Source organism: Candidatus Poriferisocius sp. (assembly GCF_965208475.1).
Lineage (GTDB): Bacteria > Actinomycetota > Acidimicrobiia > Acidimicrobiales > Bin134 > Poriferisocius.
Genome location: NZ_OZ242338.1, coordinates 3,171,051 through 3,191,033, shown reverse-complemented (window position 1 = coordinate 3,191,033; position 19,983 = coordinate 3,171,051). Strand labels below are relative to the sequence as shown.

The window sequence follows — 19,983 nt, the reverse complement described above, 5'->3', positions numbered from 1 at the left end:
ACAAGCGCCAACAGAGTGACCATTCGCTGTTGGTGTTGGAGCTTCAGCCCGCTGTTGACCGGTTCAGGCACCTCGAAGAAGACGACCAGGCGAGGTTCCGCGACCGGCTCGGCGCATTCGTGAGGCTCCACTCGTTCATCAGCCAGATCATCCCCTATGGCGACAGCGACCTCGAACAGCTCGCAGCATTCGCCAGAGGTCTGATTCCCAGCCTTCGCGACGACATGGTGGAACAGCTGCGCCTTGAAGACGATGTCGAGTTGGAGTACTACCGCTTACAACATGTGTCCACCGGAGCCATCGACCTCGACGACGATGGCCCAACCGTGAGGAGTCCGACCGAAGTGGGCACAGGCCGCACCGAGGAGGATGAGGCCCCACTCTCCGAGATCATCGCCAACCTCAACGACCGATTCGGCACAGCATTCAACGAATCAGACCGGCTGTTCTTCGAGCAGATCCAAGAAGACGGTGCAAACGACGAGAACATCAGCCAGACCGCCGCAGCCAACCCCTTCGAGAAATTCGAACTCGCCATCCGCCAAGAACTGCCCAAGTTGATGATCGATCGCATGGCCGACAACGACGAAATCGTCAAACGCTGCCTCAACGACCCCGACTTCCAAGAAATCGTGTTCGCCGGCCTCGCCAAAGGCATCTACAAAACAGTCACCGCCCAGTAATCACAGGCACCCGAGCGGCCAGTGGGAACGGGCCACAACCCCAATCGGATAGATGCTGTCACAGGGGTCGGTATACTTGTATGCATGGAGTTTAGGCCCCTTGAACAGGGGAAACGGGCTGATTGCAAGCCTTCTGGGCCGGTGTGGCCGGAGGCAGTTGACGTCTCCAGGATGTCGCTGCCGGAGCTGCGGGAGCGGTTGGGGTTGATCAAAAGGGCCGAGGCCCGGCTGGCCGCAATGAAGACGGCAGCGCTGGCCGCCTATGCCGACCGTGGAGGCGAGGGATTGGCCCGCCGGATGGCACTGGAAGAGCTTCAGGCCTCCAAGCAGCAGGCCCGCCGGGAGGTGGAAACGGCCTCCCAGCTTTCGCAGGTTGCCGAGACTCTCGATGCGTTGGGCGCGGGGGAGATTCCCGAGGCCCATGCCAAGCAGATCGCCAAGGCCGCTTCTCAGGGGCCGGTTGACGAGGCCGTGCTGGTGGAGGCGGCCCGACACGAAGATTTCGGCACCTTCTCCAAGACGCTGCGTGACCACCAGCATGAGCAGTCGGGCGATGACGGCAAGTCGTTGATGGCCAAGCAGCGGGAGCGCCGTTCATTTCGTTTTTTCAAGTCTCCTGACGACGGTATGTTCGTTGTGAACGGGCGGTTCGATCCGGTTGCGGGGAATCGTATGGAGGCTGCGCTGGCCGATGAGGTGCGCCGCCTGGCCAACAGCAGCAACGACGGCGACCAGACGGCGTTCGACCAGCGGATGGCCGACGCCTTGGAGAATCTGGTCTGCGCCGACGCCAAAGACCGCAAGCCTCAGGGCACTACGTTGATCTTGACCGCCGACTGGGACGCGCTGAACCAGAAGCTGGCTGATGCCCGCTTGCTCGACGGCACGCCCCTGCCTGTGTCTGAGGCGCTGCGGCTGGCCTGCAACGCCGACATCGTGCCTTCGGTGTTTGACACCAAGAACCAGGAACTGTGGGTGGGGCGCAAATACCGCCTAGCCACCGAAGCCCAGCGGGCTGCGCTGATCATCCGCGACAAGCACTGCATCGGTTGCGGACGATCAGCCGTATGGTGCGAGGCCCACCACATCGAAGAATGGCTGACAGGCGGCCGCACCGACATCGACAACCTCGTGCTGGTCTGCAAGAGCTGCCACCACAACATCCACGACGACGGCTGGACAGTCAATCGAAACCGAAACGGCACTTACGAACTTCGACCGCCACCAGCGCCTTATTCCGACTCCCAGTCGGTGCACGCTCGCTGCGGGCCATCTCCCCCAACCGCAGAAGCCGCCTATCCACGATCAGGTGGGAAGCTCAAAACCCAAGCTAGGGGCAATTCCAATCTCGCAGCATGAGCTGCATCATGGTCACGTCTATCCAGCGGCCGAATTTGCGGCCCACTTCGCGCTCGGTGCCCGCTACTTGGAATCCCACGGAGCGGTGGACGGCTATCGAGGTCTCATTGCCCCCGGAGATGCGGGCGATCACGGTGTGAAAACCGTGGCTTTGGGCCAGGGCGATGATCTCCACCAGCAAAGCCCGTCCGATGCCCTTGCCTCGGTGGTCCTGGTGGACATACACCGAGTTCTCCACCGTGGTGTTGTAGGCCGGCCGGGTATGGAAGGGCGAAAGCGACGAGAAGCCCAGCACGGTGTCGTCATCGTCATCGGGGGTGGCCACCAGCACCGCGTGAACCCCGCTGCGGTCCTGCAACCAAGTGCGCTGGGCGGCCAAAGTTCGAGGCTCCAACTCAAAGATGCTGGTCCCGTTCAGAATCTCGTGGTTGATGATCTCGCGGATGCCCTCGGCATCGGTCAGCCTTGCCGCTCGAATCGCCACCGGCTGCACCGTACCGCCCGGCGGCGCTCAATTCTGGCTTTCCCGCCGCAAGCACGGGGTGGCAATATTGGCGTCGCAAAGGGGTAAAATCCCCAGCCCGCCTCCTTAGCTCAGTCGGCAGAGCGTTTCCATGGTAAGGAAAAGGTCGAGAGTTCGATTCTCTCAGGAGGCTCAGAGTCTCAAGAGCGGCAAACCGCTGCTCAGGGGCTCCGGGGCGGCGTAGCTCAGTTGGTAAGAGCGCTCGACTCATAATCGAGAGGTCGCCAGTTCGAGTCTGGCCGCCGCTACCGCCCCGATCGCAATGGCCGCCGAGCGCCGCGAGAGCGCCGAGTCGGCACTGCCGGCGCTGAGCAGCCGTCGGACAGGGCTTTTCGCCCCGCAGGGGAGACGGCTATAGACTGGCCCCATCGAACCCGCAGCATCTCGCCAGCCGATCATCGAAGACGCCGATCTGTTGGAAGCCGCCCGGAGGGGCGACCGCGACGCGTTCAACGAACTGGTTCGAACTACCTATCGAGACACCTACTCCCTGGCCTATCGCCTCACCGGCAACCGGGATGACGCAGCAGATGTGGTGCAAGACGCCTATGTCCGGGCCTACCGGGCCATTCGCCGCTTTCGGGGCGACTCCAGCTTCTCCACCTGGATGTACCGCATCACCAGCAACTGCGCGTCTACCCATTTGAGCCGCCGCACTCGCCAGCGCACCGAGGAGCTTAGCAACGACGCTCCCATCGTCGATCTGCGCCCCGAGCAAGATCCGAGCCTGCGGGCTGAGGCGGCTGTTCTGCGCCACAACATCGACCGGGCGGTCCGGTCGCTGCCCGAGCGACTGCGCCAGGTGGTGATACTGCGCGACAGGCACGATCTCTCCCACAGCGAGATCGCCGCCGAACTGGGCATCACCACCTCAGCGGCCAAAGTCCGGCTGCACCGGGCCCGACAGCGGCTTCGCACCGTGTTGCAGCGCACCACCGAACTCGAAGACGGCCAAGCCACGCCCTCAATCCCAGAACATCCCTCAATCCCAGAAGACGCAGCCTCATGATCAATGACGCCTCCCGGTCTCTTGATCCCCGTGTCCCGGCCGAGGCGCCCCCCACGCTGGTATGGAAAGTTATGGCCCGCCTCGACCAGTACGACCGGCGCCGACAACTCATCAGGCGTTTCCTGGCCGCTACCACCCTGGCGGTGCTTACCGTGGTTTTCCGACGCCGCGTTCGCCGGTAGCTGGGCCCCAGCCCCGGTTTTGCGTTGCGGGTTGCAACCCCTGGCACGGTAGCCTTGGACAACCCCTGACAAAGGGCAGTGGCTCAATTGGTAGAGCACCGGTCTCCAAAACCGGCGGTTGGGGGTTCGAGTCCCTCCTGCCCTGCGCAAGCAGTTCCGTCTCCGCAGTGCCGGGTGTACTGGAGTCCCAATGAGCGACCTGAACAGACAACAGAAGCGGATGGCCAAGAAGCAGGGCTTCGTGGACGAGCAAGGCGACCCCGTCCGCGAGCGCCGCCAGCAGCGGAACCAGCCTCGTCCCGGCGAAGAGCGGGTGGGTCCAGTGCAGTTCACCCGCGAGGTCCGCGGCGAGCTCCGCAAAGTTTCGTGGCCGCGGCGCGACGAGGTCGTCAACTACTCGATAGTGGTTCTTGTGGTCCTCGTGCTGCTCACCGGGGCCATCGGCCTGCTCGATTGGGGATTCAGCGAAGCCATCTTGAAGTTGTTCGACCGATGAACTCTGAAGTAGACGGGAGCGAGATGACAGACCTCTTCCCCGCAAGCGCAGCCCCAGAGGCAACCGAGCCCGATGCAGCCCAAGCTGTCGATGCGGGCGAAGCCGTCGATGCTGCGGAGGCCGCCGCGGCGCTGCTGCCCACCGGACCAGTTGCCCAGCCCGCCCCCCGCACCAGCGATCAGCCGGAAGAGCTCGCCCTGCCCGGCGATGCCGCCGCAGCCGACGACGCCGACACGCTCATCGACGCCGACGAGTTGGTTTACGAGAAGGCCGAAGAGGAAACCGAGACCGTCAGCCCCTACGACATGCCCGGCAAGTGGTACGTGGTCCACACCCAATCGGGCTACGAGAACAAGGTCCAGCAGAACATCGAGGCCCGCCGCAAGACAATGGACACCGCGGGCCACATTCATGACACGGTCATCCCCATGGAAGACGTGGTGGAGTTCAAGGGCGGCAAGAAGGTCACCGCAAAAAAGAAGATGTTCCCCGGCTATCTGCTGGTGCGGGCCGAGATTAACGATGTCTCCTGGGACGTGATCCGCAATACCCCGGGCGTGACCGGATTCGTGGGGCACGGCCAGCGGGGCAGCAAGCCGACGGCCCTCAAGCGCAAGGATGTGGAGAACTTCCTCCAGGTCAAAACGGATGGCGAGCAGACCGTGCGGCGCACCAAGCCCCGACTGCTGTACGAGGTGGGCGAGACCATCCGGGTCAAAGAGGGCCCGTTCGCCGACTTCTCCGGCGAGGTGGCTGAGATCAACGAGGACCAGCTCAAGGTGAAGGTCTTGGTCAATATCTTTGGCCGGGAGACGCCAGTCGAACTCGAGTTCTCCCAAGTAGCCAAGCTCTAAACACCGAGCTCTAACGAGGAAGTTCCATGGCCCAGAAGAAGGTAGCCACCACAATCAAGATCCAGATTCCCGCGGGGCAGGCCACGCCGGCGCCTCCGGTGGGCACCGCGCTCGGTCCCCACGGCGTGGCCATCATGGACTTCTGCCGGGACTACAACGCCAAGACCGAGGACAAGCGGGGTCAGATCATCCCGGTTGAGATCACCATCTATGAAGACCGCACGTTCTCGTTCATCACCAAGACCCCGCCCACCTCGTTCCTCATCCGGGAGGCAGCCGGTTTGGAGAAGGGATCCACCGAGCCCGGCCGCGACGAGGTCGGGGCCATCACCGACGCCCAGTGCGCCGACATCGCCAAGGTCAAGATGCCCGATCTCAACACCGACGACCTCGAGCAGGCCAAGCTGCAAGTGGCCGGAACGGCCCGCAGCATGGGTATCCGGGTGGAATAGCCGAGCAATACATCAGTCATATCCAACCGCTCGACGGGACGACCTCGCCCGGCGGGCCTACAACCCCGAGGGAGCCGACATGGCGAAAAATGGCAAGCGATACCACGACGGCGCCCAGCGCTACGACAAGCAGCACCCGCACACCGCCGATGAGGGGGTTGAGATTGTGAAGAGCTTGACCGCCGCGAAATTCGACGAGACCTTGGAGCTCGCAGCCCGGCTGGGGGTCGACCCCCGCAAGGCGGACCAGATGATCCGGGGCACGGTCAACCTGCCGTCGGGCACCGGGACCGACGTTCGGGTGGCGGTGTTCGCCCAGGGCGAGGCGGCCGCTAAGGCAAGCGAGGCCGGTGCCGACGTGGTGGGCGCCGACGACCTCGCCGAGCAGGTGCAGGCGGGCAAAATGGACTTCGATGTGGCCATCGCCACCCCCGACATGATGCCGGTGGTCGGCAAGCTCGGCAAGATCCTGGGCCCCCGAGGGCTCATGCCCAACCCCAAAACAGGCACCGTCACCGATGATGTGGCCAAAGCAGTGGGCGAGTTCAAGGGCGGAAAGGTGGAGTACCGCACCGACCGGCAGGGGAACATCCATGTGCCGGTGGGCAAGATCAGCTTTGAGGCCGATGCCTTGGTGGCCAACATCCGGGCGGTCATGGAAGAGCTGAACCGGGCCAAGCCCGCTGCGCTCAAGGGCCGCTATATCCGCAAGGTCATCATCTCCTCCACCATGGGGCCCGGAGTGCGGCTGGACCCCGCCGACTTGGGTGCCACCAACTGATCTGGTAGCTTTCTTCGGCTTACAACTAATCGATTTGCCGCAGACATCAGGCGCAGTGCCCGGCACCGCTTAATCGGCTGAAGCTGGCCTGACGAGGTGAACCCTCCCGAAACTCTTGGGGCGTTCGCATGTCGGCGGTGCCCCATTGCTGGTTCTCACGGAGGGTTCGGCGATCTGATGGAAAATCCCCGCCCTGAAAAAGTGGCCGTCGTGGACGAGGTGCGCGAGCGCATCTCTGCGGCCGAGGCGGTGGTCATCACCGACTACCGCGGCCTGGACGTTACGGGCTTGGCCGACCTCCGCCACCAGCTGCGCGAGGTCGGCGGCGAGTACAAGGTGTACAAGAACACGCTGACCCGCTTCGCCGCCCAAGAGCTGAAGCTGGATCTTGATGACGTCTTGGTGGGCCCAACCGCCCTGGCTTTCACGGGCACCCGTGCCGACGGCACCCCCGGCGACGCAGTGTCGTTGGCGAAAGCCCTGTGCCGGTACTCCGAGGGCTCCGATTTCCTGTCGATCAAAGGGGGCGTGCTCGACGGGCAGGTGCTCTCAGCCGACGAGGTTGGCACCTTGTCCAAGCTCGGGACCCGATCCGAGATCCTGGCCGAGTTCCTGGGGCTGCTGGAAGCCCCCCTGGCCGAGCTGGCCGGGCTGCTGGAAGCACCGCTCGTGGAGTTGGCCGGCCTCCTCGACGCCCCGCTGGTCGAGACCGCAGGGCTGCTGGAAGCGCTGAGCGAAAAGAGCGGCGCAGCGGCATGACCCGCTCAGCGACACAGGCGCGGGCTGCCGACAACACCTGACCACTCGCCGACAAGCAACAAATCACCGACAAACAACAAGCCAAAGACAAACAACAAGCCATAGATAAAAGGAATGAGGAACTGCCATGACCAAGGTTGACGAGGTTCTGGACTCCATCGGGTCCATGACCGTGCTCGAGCTGTCCGAGCTCAAAGAGGCGTTCAAAGAGCGCTTCAACGTAGAGGCGGCGGCCCCCGCGGCGGCCATGCCCATGATGATGGCCCCGCCCAGCGCCGATGGCGGCGGTGACGACGCCGCTGAGGAGCAGAGCGAGTTCGACGTGGTCCTGACCAGCGCGGGCGAGAAGAAGATCCAGGTCATCAAAGAGGTGCGCACCCTCACCAACCTGGGCCTCAAAGACGCCAAGGAACTGGTGGACAACGCTCCCAACCCGGTCTTGGAGAAGGCCTCCAAAGAAGACGCTGAGAAGGCCAAGGAGCTCATCGAAGCGGCTGGCGGCGCTGTCGAGCTCAAGTAGCTCCCTGCCGGCGAACTCCGACCGGGCATGGTTTGTAAACCATGCCCGCGCCGCGTAACATTCCTAGCTACGTGCTCGCTCGTCTTCCTGGCTACGCTTTCTCTATTGTCGCGGCCGCGTTTTCGGGATTCCGCCTTCCCGATGACGTCTAGGGGTTCGAGCAGCCTACCGGCGTTGCCCGTCCACCACACCACCTCAGGAGCTCACCTTGGCCCCCCGTTTGGCGACCCGCGACCGCTACTCCTTCGGAAACCTGGAGGAGGTGCTTGCTCTACCCGACCTCATCGCAGTGCAGAAGGACTCCTTCCAGTGGTTCATCCGCCACGGCTTGGCCGATGCATTCCGCGACATCAGCCCCATCAAGGATTTCTCAGAGAACCTCCAGCTCGAACTGGAGTTCGACCCCGACGATGAAGACCTGAACCCCGGCCCCCGTTGGGGCACCTCGGTGGAAGAGTGCAAAGAGAAGGACATGACCTACTCGGCGCCCATCCTGGTGCAGGCCCGGTTCTCAAACCGCCTCACCGGCGAGATCATCGAGCAGATCGTGTTCTTGGGCGACTTCCCCGTCATGACCGACAAGGGGACGTTCATCGTAAACGGGACCGAGCGCGTCGTGGTGTCCCAGCTCGTTCGCTCGCCAGGGGTGATCTTCCAGCCCGGCGAGCGGTTCCGGCTCCGCAACTTGAGCAAGCACCAGCTGGTCACCGGCACCATCCACCCGTACCGGGGAGAGTGGATCGAGTTCGACGTCGAGCACAAGCCGGGCCGCAACCCCACCGCGGGCGCCCGAGTGGCCCGCAAGCGCCGCATGAGCCTGTTCACGCTGCTGCGGGCTCTGGGCTACGACGAGGAGAACGCACCCGGCTTCCTCGACCGATTCGTGGCCCACTTCGACTTCCTCGCCGACCAGTGGGAGAGCGACAAGCACCAGCACACCACCCGAGACGAAGCCCTGCTGGAGATCTACAAGCGAGCCCGCCCCGGCGAGCCCCAATCGGTGGAGGCCGCCCGCAACTACTTCCGCAACGCCTTCTTCGAGAACCGCCGCTACGACCTGTCCCGGGTGGGCCGCTACAAGCTCGATCGCAAGCTGGGATCGGAGCTGGACCGCATCGAAGAGCTGTTCGGCTTGACGTTGGATCGCCCCGATCCCGACCAGCCGGTGCTCTCGGAGGCTGAGGTGCTGGCCACCTGCACCTACCTCCTGCACTTGGTGAAGTTCGAGCCCGGCTACCGCCTCGACGATCAGGACCACTTCGCCAACCGCCGCATCCGCTCGATAGGCGAGCTGATCCAAAACCAGGTGCGCATCGGCCTCTCCCGCATGGAACGGGTGGTGCGAGAGCGCATGACCACACAGGATGTGGAGGCCATCACCCCCACTTCCCTCATCAACAACCGGCCGGTGGCCGCCGCTATCAAAGAGTTCTTCGGCACCAGCCAGCTCTCCCAGTTCATGGATCAGGTGAACCCGCTGTCGGGGCTCACCCACCGCCGCCGTCTGTCGGCTCTGGGCCCGGGCGGGCTGTCCCGGGAGCGGGCCGGTTTCGAGGTGCGCGACGTCCACTTCTCCCATTACGGCCGGATGTGCCCCATCGAGACCCCCGAGGGTCCCAACATCGGCCTGATCGGCGCGCTGGCCTCTTACGGCCGGGTCAACGAATTCGGATTCATCGAGTCTCCCTACCGGAAGGTGATCGACGGTCAGGTGACCGATGAGATCGTCTGGCTGGCCGCCGACGACGAGGAGGAATACGTGGTGGCCCAGGCCAACGCCCCCCTCGACAGCCAGAACCGGTTCGTCAACGACCGGGTACTGGTTCGGCGCTCTCCCCAGGCGGCCACCATGAAGGGGTTGCAGGCCCAGCTCGAGCAAGAGGTGTTCTTCGGGGCCACCACCGAGATCTCCTCGGTGCCGCCCGACGAGGTCCAGCTCATGGACGTCTCCCCCAAGCAGATCGTCTCGGTGGCCACCGCGCTCATCCCGTTCCTTGAGCACGACGACGCCAACCGTGCCCTCATGGGGGCCAACATGCAGCGTCAGGCCGTGCCTCTCGTCCGGTCGGAGGCGCCCTATGTGGGAACCGGCATCGAAGCCAAGGCCGCTCACGATGCCGCCGACATGATCATCGCCGAAGAGGACGGCACGATCACCGACGTCGCCGGCGAGAGCATCACGGTCGACTACAAGAAATCCGGCCCGTCCAAGTACAAGCTCATGAAATTCGAGCGCTCCAACCAGGACACCTGCATCAACCAGAAGCCGCTTGTCCAGGTGGGCGACCGATTCAAAAAGGGCGACATCTTGGCCGACGGGCCGTCCACCGACAACGGCGAGATAGCCCTGGGCAAGAACCTTCTGGTGGCGTTCATGGCCTGGGAGGGCTACAACTTCGAAGACGCCATCATCCTGAGCGACCGGCTGGTGCGCGACGACGTGCTGACCTCCATCCACATCCACGAGCACGAGATCGATGCCCGGGACACCAAACTCGGCCCCGAGGAGATCACCCGAGACATCCCGAACCTGTCGGAGGAGATCTTGGCCAACCTCGACGAGGAGGGCATCATCCTCCCCGGCGCCGAGGTCGGCCCCGGCGACGTGCTGGTGGGCAAGGTCACTCCCAAGGGAGAGACGGAGCTGACCCCCGAGGAGCGCCTGCTGCGGGCCATCTTCGGGGAGAAGGCCCGCGAGGTGCGCGACACCAGCCTCAAGGTGCCCCACGGCGAGAACGGCAAAGTCATCGACGTCAAGAAGTTCAACCGCTATGCCGGCGATGAACTCCCTCCCGGCGTCAACCAGCTAGTCAGGGTGTACGTGGCCCAGAAGCGGAAGATCTCCGTCGGCGACAAGCTGGCCGGACGCCACGGCAACAAGGGGGTCATCTCCAAGATCTTGCCCATGGAGGACATGCCCTATCTAGCCGACGGCACCCCCGTGGACATCATTTTGAACCCGCTGGGGGTTCCCTCCCGCATGAACGTGGGCCAGGTGCTGGAAGCCCACTTGGGCTATGCGGCCCGCTGGGGATGGGATGTGAACGGCACAGTGGGAGCCGAGCCCGAACGGGGCGAAGGGCGCAAGACCCGTCCCGCCACCCGAGCTGCCACCCTGGTGGCGACTCCGGTGTTCGACGGCGCCCATTGGGATGAGGCCGGCCACTCTGGGCAGCACCCCACCATCCAGCAGCTCTTGCGCAACATCAAGCCCGAGACCGTAGACGGGGAGCGCCTTGTCGGCGCCGACGGCAAGGCCGAGCTCTACAACGGACGCACCGGCTATCCCTACGACAACCGGATCATGGTCGGCTACATGTACATGCTGAAGCTGGCCCATCTGGTGGACGACAAGATCCACGCCCGCTCCACCGGCCCCTACTCGATGATCACCCAGCAGCCCCTGGGCGGCAAGGCCCAGTTCGGCGGCCAGCGCTTCGGCGAGATGGAAGTCTGGGCGCTGGAAGCCTACGGCGCGGCCTACTGCCTCCAAGAACTGCTCACCATCAAGTCCGATGATGTGCTCGGTCGAGTGCGGGTATACGAGGCCATTGTCAAAGGCGACAACATCCCCGAGCCGGGCATTCCGGAGAGCTTCAAGGTGCTCATCAAGGAAATGCAGGCTCTTTGCCTCAACGTGGAGGTCAGGGACACCGCTGGACAGCAAGTGGAGATCACGGAGCTGGACGACGACGCCTTCCGCACTTCCGAAGAGCTGGGCATCGATATTTCGCGCCCCGAACGGGGATCAGATGATGAAGACGAGCGCCGCGTCGCAGGGAGGCCGTTCTAGATGTTGGATGTCAACGCTTTCGACCAACTCGCCATAGGGCTGGCCACCGCCGATGCCATTCGGACTTGGTCCAATGGCGAGGTGAAGAAGCCCGAGACCATCAACTATCGGACGCTCCGTCCGGAAAAAGACGGGCTGTTCTGCGAGAAGATCTTCGGGCCCACCAAGGACTGGGAGTGCTACTGCGGCAAGTACAAGCGCATCCGCTTCAAGGGCATCATCTGCGAGCGCTGCGGTGTGGAGGTGACCCGCTCCAAGGTCCGCCGGGATCGGATGGGGCACATCGAGCTCGCGGCCCCGGCCGTGCATATCTGGTATCTGCGGGGCACGAGGTCGTGGCTGGCCTATCTGCTGATGGGCACCGAGCCCAAGGAGGAGCTCAAGGCCAAGCAGCTTGAGAAGGTCATCTATTTCGCGGCCAACCTGGTCACCGAGGTGGACGAGGATGAGCGCCACCAGCAGCTTCCCAGGCTCGAGCAGGAGATGCACGAGGAAGTGGAGGCTGTCCGCGAAGAGCACCAGGAGCGCCGAAACGAGCGTTTGGCCGAGCTGGAGGCCGAGCTGGCCGAGCTGGAGGCCGCCGAGGCCAAGGAGTCGGAGAAGAACTCCCGGCAGAAGGCGGCCGAAAAAGACCTGCTGGCCATCGACGAGGAATACGAGGAGGAGATCGACCTGGTAGAGCGGGCATTCGAGGAGTTCTCCAGCCTGTTCCCCCGCAAGATCGTCGAGGATGAAGATCTGTGGCGGGAGATGGAGGAGCGCTACGGCGATCTGTTCTCCGGGGGCATGGGCGCGGCGGTCATCGCCACGCTTATCGACAGCGTCGACCTCGATGAGGAGGAGCGCAAGCTCCGGGAGCAGCTCGACCCCCCCGAGGGCCAAAAGAAGCTGTCCCAGCAGAGGGAGCAGAAGGCCATCAAGCGGTTGAAGATCGTGTCGGCCTTCAATCGCCGCGACCAGCACAACCGGCGGGTCAACGACCCCCGGGCCATGATCTTGGACGCCGTTCCGGTCATCCCCCCGGAGCTGCGCCCCATGGTGCAGTTGGACGGCGGCCGGTTCGCCACCTCTGATTTGAACGATCTCTACCGGCGGGTGATCAACCGCAACAACCGCCTCAAGCGGCTGCTCGATCTGGGCGCGCCCGAGATCATCGTCAACAACGAAAAGCGGATGCTGCAAGAAGCGGTGGACGCCCTGTTCGACAACGGCCGCCGGGGACGTCCGGTGACCGGTCCGGGCAACCGCCCGCTCAAGTCGCTGTCGGACATGCTCAAGGGCAAGCAGGGGCGGTTCCGCCAGAACCTTCTGGGCAAGCGGGTCGACTACTCGGGTCGCTCGGTAATCGTGGTCGGCCCCACCCTAAAGCTGCACCAGTGCGGCCTGCCCAAGCTCATGGCTCTGGAGTTGTTCAAGCCCTTCGTGATGAAGAAGCTGGTAGAAGAGGACTTGGCCCAGAACATCAAGTCGGCCAAGCGGATGGTGGAGCGCCGCCGACCCCAGGTTTGGGACGTGCTCGACGAGGTCATCCAAGAGCACCCCGTGCTGCTGAACCGGGCCCCCACCCTGCACCGTTTGGGCATCCAGGCGTTCGAGCCGGTGCTGGTGGAGGGCAAGGCCATCCAGATCCACCCGCTGGTGTGCACCGCTTTCAACGCCGACTTCGACGGCGACCAGATGGCAGTCCACCTGCCCCTGTCCGCTCAGGCCCAAGCCGAGGCTCGGGTGCTGATGCTGTCGGCCAACAATGTGCTCAGCCCTGCTCACGGCCGGCCCCTGGTCACTCCCGGCCAGGACATGATCATCGGGGCCTACTACCTCACCGAGGAAGTGGAGGGCGCTCGCGGCGAGGGGCGGGCTTTCCGCCATCAGCACCAGATCGAACGGGCCTACGAATCCGGCGAGGTCGAACTGCACGCCCGCATCGAGTACCGCATCCCCGAGCTTGTGGACACCCCCGCCAATGGCGACGCGGCCACCTACACGCCCACCACGGTGGGCAGAGCGTTCTTCAACAGCACCCTGCCCGAGGACTTCCCGTATGTGAACCATGTGGCCACCAAGCGGGACATAACCGCGATCGTGGACAGGCTGGCCCAGCAATACAGCAAAGAGGTGGTGGCTCGCAGCCTCGACGCCCTGAAGAACCTGAGCTTCGAGTTCTCCAGCCAATCCGGGCTCACCGTGTCGGTTGACGACATCAAAGTCCCCCACGACAAAAAGAGCATCCTGGACCGATACGAGAAGGAAGCAGACAAGGTAGAGAACCAGTTCCGGCGGGGGATCATCACCGACGGTGAGCGCCGCCAGAAAGAGGTTGAGATATGGACCGAGGCCACCGAGATGGTGCGCCAGAGCATGGAGGCGGTTCTCAAGTCCGAGAAGTTCAACCCCATCGACATGATGGTGGGCTCTGGCGCTAGGGGCAACATGATGCAGGTCCGCCAGATCGCGGGCATGCGGGGCCTGGTGGCCAACCCCCGGGGGGACATGATTCCCCGTCCCATCAAGAGCAACTTCCGCGAGGGCCTGGCGATGCTGGAGTACTTCATCGCCACCCCCGGCGCCCGCAAGGGTTTGGTGGACACCGCCCTGCGCACCGCGGACTCCGGATATCTCACGCGTCGCCTGGTTGACGTGGCCCAGGAGGTCATCATCAACGACCGCGACCCCTTCGAATCCGGAGGGCCCGTCCGGGGCATCTGGATCGACGAAGTGGTGCCCGACGAGCCGGGCCGGCGATCCTATTTGGAGACCCGCCTGTTCAGCCGCACCCTGGTCGACGACGTGGCCTTGGGCGACGGCACCGTGCTGAAGAAGGGCACCATCGTCGAAGACGAGGAACTGGCCCTCTTGCGCGACGACCCGACCGTGAGCCGCGTGCGCGTCCTGTCCCCCCTCACCGACGACTCCGAGGTGGGCATCAGCCGGGCTTCCTACGGGCTCTCCCTGGCCACCGGCCAGACCATCGAAGTGGGTGAGGCCGTCGGGGTTATCGCTGCTCAGTCGATCGGCGAGCCGGGCACGCAGCTCACTATGCGCACCTTCCACACCGGCGGCGTGGCCGGCAAGGACATCGCCGGCGGCCTGCCCCGGGTGGTGGAGCTGTTCGAAGCCCGCACCCCCAAGGGCAAAGCCGAGCTCACCCGGATTTCCGGCGTGGTACGCATCAGCGAGGATGATGGCAAGGTAAGCAGGCTGTCTGTGGTGGGCGACGACGGATCCGAGTGGTCCACCGTCATCGACCCGGCATGGAAGCTGGCCGTGAACGAGGGCCAGGAGGTGGCCGCCGGCGATCCGGTGGCCCAGGCCGATGGGCCTCGCGACCCCAAGGAGCTCCTCGAGATCCGAGGGGTGCGGGAGACCCAGCAGTATCTGGTGGACGAGGTCCAGCGGGTTTACCGAGACCAGGGCGTGTCCATCCACGACAAGCACATCGAGCTGATCGTGCGCCAGATGACCCGCCGGGTGGCCATCCAGGAGCCGGGAGACTCCGATTTCCTGCCCGGCGAGCGGGTGGACTCCCAGGTGTTCACCAACGTGAACCGCTCGCTTGCCCAAGAGGGCCAGCGGCCCGCCGAAGGCCGTCCCGAGCTCATGGGGATAACCAAGGCCTCCTTGGCCACCGACTCCTGGCTGTCGGCGGCTTCATTCCAGGAGACCACCCGGGTGCTCACCGAAGCGGCCATCGAGTCGCGCCATGACGGACTCATCGGCTTGAAGGAGAACATCATCATCGGCAAGCTGATTCCCGCCGGGACGGGCATGGAGCTGTACCGGGAGATAGCCACCCATGCCCCCGACTACACGCCGATGGAGTACTACACCTCCACTGATGACGACATTGACCTGGCCGATCAGTTTGCGCATTGGGACGCTCCGACCAATGCCGAGGAAGCCGACGTGTTGCCGATGGGAACAATAGGGGCGTAGACTTCCCATCGGAGCGTGGATTTTTCTGCGCTCTCAATCTTGTCCCAATCAGCCCTAGGATGTGCTGTGCCCACGATTCAGCAGCTGGTGCGCAAGGGCCGCCAGTCCAAATTTCGCAAAGAGAAGACGCCGGCTCTCAAGGGCGCGCCCCAGAGGCGGGGGGTATGCACCCGCGTCTACACCACCACTCCGAAAAAGCCGAACTCGGCACTGCGAAGAGTGGCCCGCGTCCGCCTGACCAGCGGCATGGAGGTTACCGCCTACATCCCCGGCGAGGGGCACAACCTCCAAGAGCACTCCATCGTGTTGGTGCGCGGCGGTCGGGTGCGGGATCTGCCAGGGGTGCGCTACAAGATCATCCGCGGCACGCTCGACACGTCGGGGGTGGCCGAACGGCGCCAGGCCCGCAGCCGGTACGGCGCCAAGAAAGAGGGCTAGCGATGCCGGGCAGCTTCACCACCGCTGGAAGAGAGTCATAACGATGCCTCGCAAGGGCTCGCCGGGGCGACGCGATCTCCCAAGGGATCCGGTTTATGGCGAGTTGCTGGTAACCCAGTTCGTCAACAAAGTGCTGCAACGGGGCAAGCGCTCCACTGCGGAGCGCATCGTTTACGGCGCGCTCGGCATCGTCGAGCAGAAGACCACCGCCGAGCCGATCGGAACCCTCAAGCGGGCCGTGGACAACGTGCGGCCCCAACTCGAGGTCCGCAGCCGACGCGTCGGCGGCGCCACCTACCAGGTTCCCGTGGACGTGCGCCCCCGGCGAGCCAACACGCTGGCTATCCGCTGGATCGTCAACCACGCCCGAGAGCGGCGCGAGCGCACCATGATCGACCGTCTGGCCAATGAAATCCTAGACGCCTCCAATGGTCTGGGGGCGTCGGTGAAACGGCGCGACGACCTGCACAAGATGGCTGAGTCGAACCGGGCCTTTGCTCATTACCGCTGGTAAGCGGTCCACCCCAGATGACCATGTCTCGTCACCCCCTGGAAAAAACCCGCAACATTGGCATCATGGCCCACATCGATGCCGGAAAAACCACCTGCACCGAGCGCATCCTCTACTACACCGGCAAGGCCTACAAGCTCGGAGAGGTTCACGACGGCGCCGCCACCATGGACTGGATGGAGCAAGAGCAGGAGCGGGGCATCACCATCACCTCGGCCGCCACCACTGCGGAGTGGGCGGGACACCGCATCAACATCATTGACACCCCCGGCCACGTGGACTTCACCATGGAGGTGGAGCGCTCCCTGCGGGTGCTCGACGGGGCGGTCGCACTGTTCGATGGCGTCGCCGGCGTTGAACCCCAGTCGGAAACGGTTTGGCGCCAGGCCAACAAGTACGGAGTCCCCCGGATCTGCTTCGTCAACAAGCTCGACCGCACCGGCGCCAGCTTCGAGCACGCCGTGCTCACCATCCAAGAGCGGCTGCGGGCCAACACCGCGGTGGTGCAGTTGCCCATCGGGATCGAAGCCGGCCTGCTCGGCGTGGTGGACCTGGTGGAAATGCGGGGCCTGGTGTGGCGAGGCGACGACTTGGGGGCAACCTGGGATGTCACCGAGATTCCCGAAAACCTCAAGGACAAGGCCGAAGAGGCCCGCCTGGAGCTCATCGACCAGCTCACCCAATTCGACGAGTACCTGCTTGAGAAGTACGTCGAGGACGAGGATTCGATTACCCCTGCCGACCTTCGTTCCGCACTCCGGGCCGGCACCCTGGCGCTGGACATCGTGCCGGTGCTGTGCGGGTCGGCCTTCAAGAACAAGGGCATACAGCCCTTGCTGGACGCGGTTATCGAGTACCTGCCCTCGCCGCTGGACATCCCCGCGGTGAAGGGCACCCACAAGGGAGAGGCCTGCGAGCGGCCCGCCGACGACAACGCTCCCTTCAGCGCGCTGGCGTTCAAGATCATGAGCGATCCCCACGTGGGCAAGCTGACCTATTTCCGGGTCTACAGCGGCAACTTGGAGAAGGGCAGCCAGGTGGTCAATCCCCGCACCGGCCGCAAGGAGCGGGTGGGGCGCATTCTGGAGATGCACGCCAACGACCGGGAAGACCTCGACGTCGTCCGGGCGGGCGACATCGTGGCCGGCATCGGCTTCAAGGACGTGCGCACCGGCGACACCTTGGCCCAGCCCAACCACCCCCTCGAATTGGAGCAGATGGACTTCCCCGACCCGGTCATCCAGGTGGCGGTGGAGCCCCGCACCAAGGCCGACCAAGACAAGCTGGGCAAGGCCATGTCCGCTCTGGCCGAAGAGGATCCGACGTTCCAGGTCCGCACCGATGAGGAGACCGCTCAGACCCTCATCGCCGGCATGGGGGAGCTGCACTTGGAAGTGCTGGTGGAGCGGATGCTGCGCGAGTTCAACGTGGACGCCTCGGTGGGCAAGCCCCAAGTGGCCTACCGGGAGACCATCTCCGCTCCGGTGATCAAGTTCACCCACACCCACAAGAAGCAGACTGGCGGCTCCGGCCAGTACGCCGAGATCACCTTCGATTTGGAGCCCAACGCCCCCGGCAAGGGCTACGAGTTCGCCAGCGAAGTCTCCGGGGGGCGGATTCCCCGGGAGTACATCCCCGCGGTGGACAGCGGCATGCAGGACGCCATGACCACCGGCCCCCTCGCCGGCTTCCCGGTCGTGGATCTCAAGGTGACCCTCACCGACGGCAAGCACCACGATGTGGACTCGTCGGACATGGCCTTCAAGATCGCGGCCACCGCCGCCTTCCGGGGTGCCGCCCGTCGGGCCAAGCCCATCTTGTTGGAGCCGATCATGGCCGTCGATGTCGTTACGCCCGAGGAGTACATGGGCGATGTCATCGGTGACTTGAACGGTCGACGGGGCAAGATCGACAGCATGGAACAGCGGGGCCGCGAACAAATTGTCAAGGCCCATGTGCCACTTTCGGAAATGTTCGGATACGCTACCGAACTCCGTTCGCGGACACAGGGCCGCGCAACGCACACCATGCAATTCGACACCTATCGGCAGGCGCCGGCCAAGGTGCAGGAGGAAATCGTCGCCCGCATTCGGGGCGAATAACCATGGGGAAACAACCCACCCTCGGAGGTTGAGAGAAAATGGCAAAGGAAACATTCGAGCGAACCAAGCCGCACTTGAACGTGGGCACGATGGGCCACATCGACCATGGCAAGACAACGCTCACCGCGGCGATCACCCGGGTGCTGTCGGAAGCTGATCCTTCTTCAACTCAGTTCACTGAGTTTGACAACATCGACAAGGCCCCCGAGGAGCGGGAGCGGGGCATCACCATCAACGTGGCCCACGTCGAGTACGAGACTCCCAACCGGCACTACGCCCACGTGGATATGCCCGGCCACGCCGATTACATCAAGAACATGATCACCGGGGCCGCCCAGGTCGACGGCGCCATCCTGGTGGTGTCGGCCGCCGACGGCCCCATGCCCCAGACCCGAGAGCACGTCCTGCTGGCCCGCCAGGTCGGCGTGCCGGCCATCGTGGTGGCCCTGAACAAGGTCGACATGGTGGATGATGATGAGCTGTTGGAGCTGGTCGAGCTCGAGGTTCGGGAGCTGCTCAGCGAGTACGACTTCCCCGGTGACGACATCCCGGTGATACCGGTTTCCGCGCTCAAGGCCCTCGACGGCGACGGCGACTCGGCCCAGCAGGTTCTGGACCTGATGGAGCAGGTGGACTCCTATATCGAAGAGCCCGAGCGCGACGTGGACAAGCCGTTCCTGATGCCGATCGAAGACGTCTTCTCCATCACCGGGCGGGGCACCGTGGTCACCGGCCGGGTAGAGCAGGGCATCGTCAACACTGGCGACAAGGTGGAGATCGTCGGCATCCGGGATACGGCTGAGACGGTCTGCACCGGCGTGGAGATGTTCCGCAAACTGCTGGACGAGGGCCGCGCCGGCGACAACATCGGCGCCCTGCTGAGGGGTACCGGCAAAGACGAGGTGCAGCGAGGCCAGGTGCTGGCCAAGCCCGGCTCCATCAACCCCCATACCAACTTCGAGGCGCAGGTCTACGTGTTGACCAAAGAAGAGGGCGGGCGCCACAAGCCATTCTTCAGCAACTACCGGCCCCAGTTCTACTTCCGCACCACCGATGTCACCGGCACCATCGCCCTGCCTGAGGGCACCGAGATGTGCATGCCCGGCGACAACACGGAGATGATCGTGGAGCTGATCGCACCGATCGCCATGGATGAAGGCCTCCGCTTCGCCATCCGCGAGGGCGGCCGCACCGTGGGCGCGGGCACCGTCACCAAGATCCTCAAGTAGCGCACATGGCCACAGGACAGAAAATCCGCATTCGGCTGAAGGCCTACGATCACGAGATCATCGACCAGTCCACCAAGAAGATCGTGGAGACGGTCAAGCGCACCCAGGCCGACCTGCGGGGACCTGTCCCGCTGCCCACCGAGAAGCACCGCTTCACGGTTATCCGCTCACCCCACAAGGACAAGGACAGCCGCGAGCACTTCGAGATCCGCATCCACAAGCGCCTGCTCGACATCGTGGACCCTGGTCCCAAGACCGTGGACTCCCTCCAGCGGTTGGACTTGCCCGCGGGCGTGGACATCGAGATCAAACTCCAGCACGGCTGAGCATGGGCTGAGGCAACGGACCGAGTCCGGGCT

The 19,983-nt window shown here is 64.1% G+C and carries 18 protein-coding genes and 3 tRNA genes; 19 read left to right on the top strand and 2 right to left on the bottom strand.

Annotation, left to right across the window (positions count from 1 at the left end; all coding sequences use genetic code 11):
* Window positions 1–275 precede the first annotated feature (275 nt).
* Entirely contained in the window at window positions 276–371 is a 96-nt protein-coding gene (locus tag ACOGXA_RS14995) for a hypothetical protein (protein ID WP_419926994.1), read from the bottom strand.
* A 396-nt stretch (window positions 372–767) separates the two neighbouring features.
* Between ACOGXA_RS14995 and ACOGXA_RS14990 the strand changes: the two genes are divergently transcribed.
* Window positions 768–2,042 carry a DUF222 domain-containing protein gene (locus ACOGXA_RS14990; RefSeq protein ID WP_419924657.1) on the top strand — a complete coding sequence of 425 codons (1,275 nt, stop codon included), beginning with the start codon at window positions 768–770 and terminating at the stop codon, window positions 2,040–2,042.
* Here the strand turns inward: ACOGXA_RS14990 and ACOGXA_RS14985 are convergent.
* Window positions 2,014–2,526: an N-acetyltransferase family protein gene (locus ACOGXA_RS14985; protein ID WP_419924656.1), complete on the bottom strand. Its 513-nt coding sequence runs from the start codon at window positions 2,524–2,526 to the stop codon at window positions 2,014–2,016. The two genes, ACOGXA_RS14990 and ACOGXA_RS14985, sit on opposite strands and share 29 nt — an antisense overlap.
* 99 nt (window positions 2,527–2,625) lie before the next feature.
* Between ACOGXA_RS14985 and ACOGXA_RS14980 the strand changes: the two genes are divergently transcribed.
* From ACOGXA_RS14980 to rpsJ, 18 genes are all read left to right on the top strand, one after another.
* Window positions 2,626–2,698, top strand: a tRNA-Thr gene (locus ACOGXA_RS14980).
* Window positions 2,699–2,739: 41 nt separating this feature from the next.
* Window positions 2,740–2,813: transfer RNA gene (locus ACOGXA_RS14975), tRNA-Met, on the top strand.
* Between the two features lie 167 nt (window positions 2,814–2,980).
* Window positions 2,981–3,574, top strand: a complete 594-nt coding sequence (locus ACOGXA_RS14970) for an RNA polymerase sigma factor (RefSeq protein ID WP_419924655.1) — start codon at window positions 2,981–2,983, stop codon at window positions 3,572–3,574.
* Window positions 3,571–3,756, top strand: a complete 186-nt coding sequence (locus tag ACOGXA_RS14965; RefSeq protein ID WP_419924654.1) for a hypothetical protein — start codon at window positions 3,571–3,573, stop codon at window positions 3,754–3,756. Before ACOGXA_RS14970 ends, ACOGXA_RS14965 begins: the two co-directional genes overlap by 4 nt.
* A gap of 72 nt (window positions 3,757–3,828) precedes the next feature.
* Window positions 3,829–3,901, top strand: a tRNA-Trp gene (locus tag ACOGXA_RS14960).
* A gap of 45 nt (window positions 3,902–3,946) precedes the next feature.
* Window positions 3,947–4,252, top strand: a complete 306-nt coding sequence (gene secE / locus ACOGXA_RS14955) for a preprotein translocase subunit SecE (RefSeq protein ID WP_419924653.1) — start codon at window positions 3,947–3,949, stop codon at window positions 4,250–4,252.
* A complete protein-coding gene (nusG, locus tag ACOGXA_RS14950; protein ID WP_419924652.1) occupies window positions 4,249–5,106 on the top strand; it encodes a transcription termination/antitermination protein NusG in 858 nt (285 codons plus the stop codon). Before secE ends, nusG begins: the two co-directional genes overlap by 4 nt.
* Window positions 5,107–5,132: 26 nt before the next feature.
* Entirely contained in the window at window positions 5,133–5,558 is a 426-nt protein-coding gene (rplK, locus tag ACOGXA_RS14945; protein WP_419924651.1) for a 50S ribosomal protein L11, read from the top strand.
* Between the two features lie 79 nt (window positions 5,559–5,637).
* A complete protein-coding gene (gene rplA / locus ACOGXA_RS14940; RefSeq protein ID WP_419924650.1) occupies window positions 5,638–6,339 on the top strand; it encodes a 50S ribosomal protein L1 in 702 nt (233 codons plus the stop codon).
* 177 nt (window positions 6,340–6,516) lie between these two features.
* Window positions 6,517–7,098 (top strand): 50S ribosomal protein L10, encoded by a 582-nt coding sequence (gene rplJ, locus ACOGXA_RS14935; protein WP_419924649.1) that lies wholly within the window; start codon window positions 6,517–6,519, stop codon window positions 7,096–7,098.
* 127 nt (window positions 7,099–7,225) lie between these two features.
* The gene (rplL, locus tag ACOGXA_RS14930; RefSeq protein ID WP_419924648.1) at window positions 7,226–7,618 is read left to right on the top strand and encodes a 50S ribosomal protein L7/L12; all 393 of its coding nucleotides are present in this window, start codon (window positions 7,226–7,228) and stop codon (window positions 7,616–7,618) included.
* 208 nt (window positions 7,619–7,826) lie between these two features.
* Complete coding sequence (locus tag ACOGXA_RS14925) at window positions 7,827–11,411, top strand: DNA-directed RNA polymerase subunit beta (protein ID WP_419924647.1); 3,585 nt, start codon at window positions 7,827–7,829, stop codon at window positions 11,409–11,411.
* Window positions 11,412–15,344, top strand: coding sequence for a DNA-directed RNA polymerase subunit beta' (locus ACOGXA_RS14920; RefSeq protein ID WP_419924646.1), 3,933 nt, complete (start codon window positions 11,412–11,414; stop codon window positions 15,342–15,344).
* A 66-nt stretch (window positions 15,345–15,410) separates the two neighbouring features.
* Window positions 15,411–15,782, top strand: a complete 372-nt coding sequence (rpsL, locus tag ACOGXA_RS14915; RefSeq protein WP_419924645.1) for a 30S ribosomal protein S12 — start codon at window positions 15,411–15,413, stop codon at window positions 15,780–15,782.
* A 43-nt stretch (window positions 15,783–15,825) separates the two neighbouring features.
* Window positions 15,826–16,296 (top strand): 30S ribosomal protein S7, encoded by a 471-nt coding sequence (rpsG, locus tag ACOGXA_RS14910; RefSeq protein ID WP_419924644.1) that lies wholly within the window; start codon window positions 15,826–15,828, stop codon window positions 16,294–16,296.
* 14 nt (window positions 16,297–16,310) lie between these two features.
* On the top strand, window positions 16,311–18,395 hold the full coding sequence (fusA, locus tag ACOGXA_RS14905; protein ID WP_419924643.1) for an elongation factor G: 2,085 nt from the start codon (window positions 16,311–16,313) through the stop codon (window positions 18,393–18,395).
* Between the two features lie 38 nt (window positions 18,396–18,433).
* The gene (gene tuf / locus ACOGXA_RS14900; RefSeq protein WP_419924642.1) at window positions 18,434–19,624 is read left to right on the top strand and encodes an elongation factor Tu; all 1,191 of its coding nucleotides are present in this window, start codon (window positions 18,434–18,436) and stop codon (window positions 19,622–19,624) included.
* Between the two features lie 5 nt (window positions 19,625–19,629).
* Window positions 19,630–19,950 carry a 30S ribosomal protein S10 gene (gene rpsJ, locus ACOGXA_RS14895; RefSeq protein WP_419924641.1) on the top strand — a complete coding sequence of 107 codons (321 nt, stop codon included), beginning with the start codon at window positions 19,630–19,632 and terminating at the stop codon, window positions 19,948–19,950.
* Window positions 19,951–19,983: the final 33 nt, after the last annotated feature.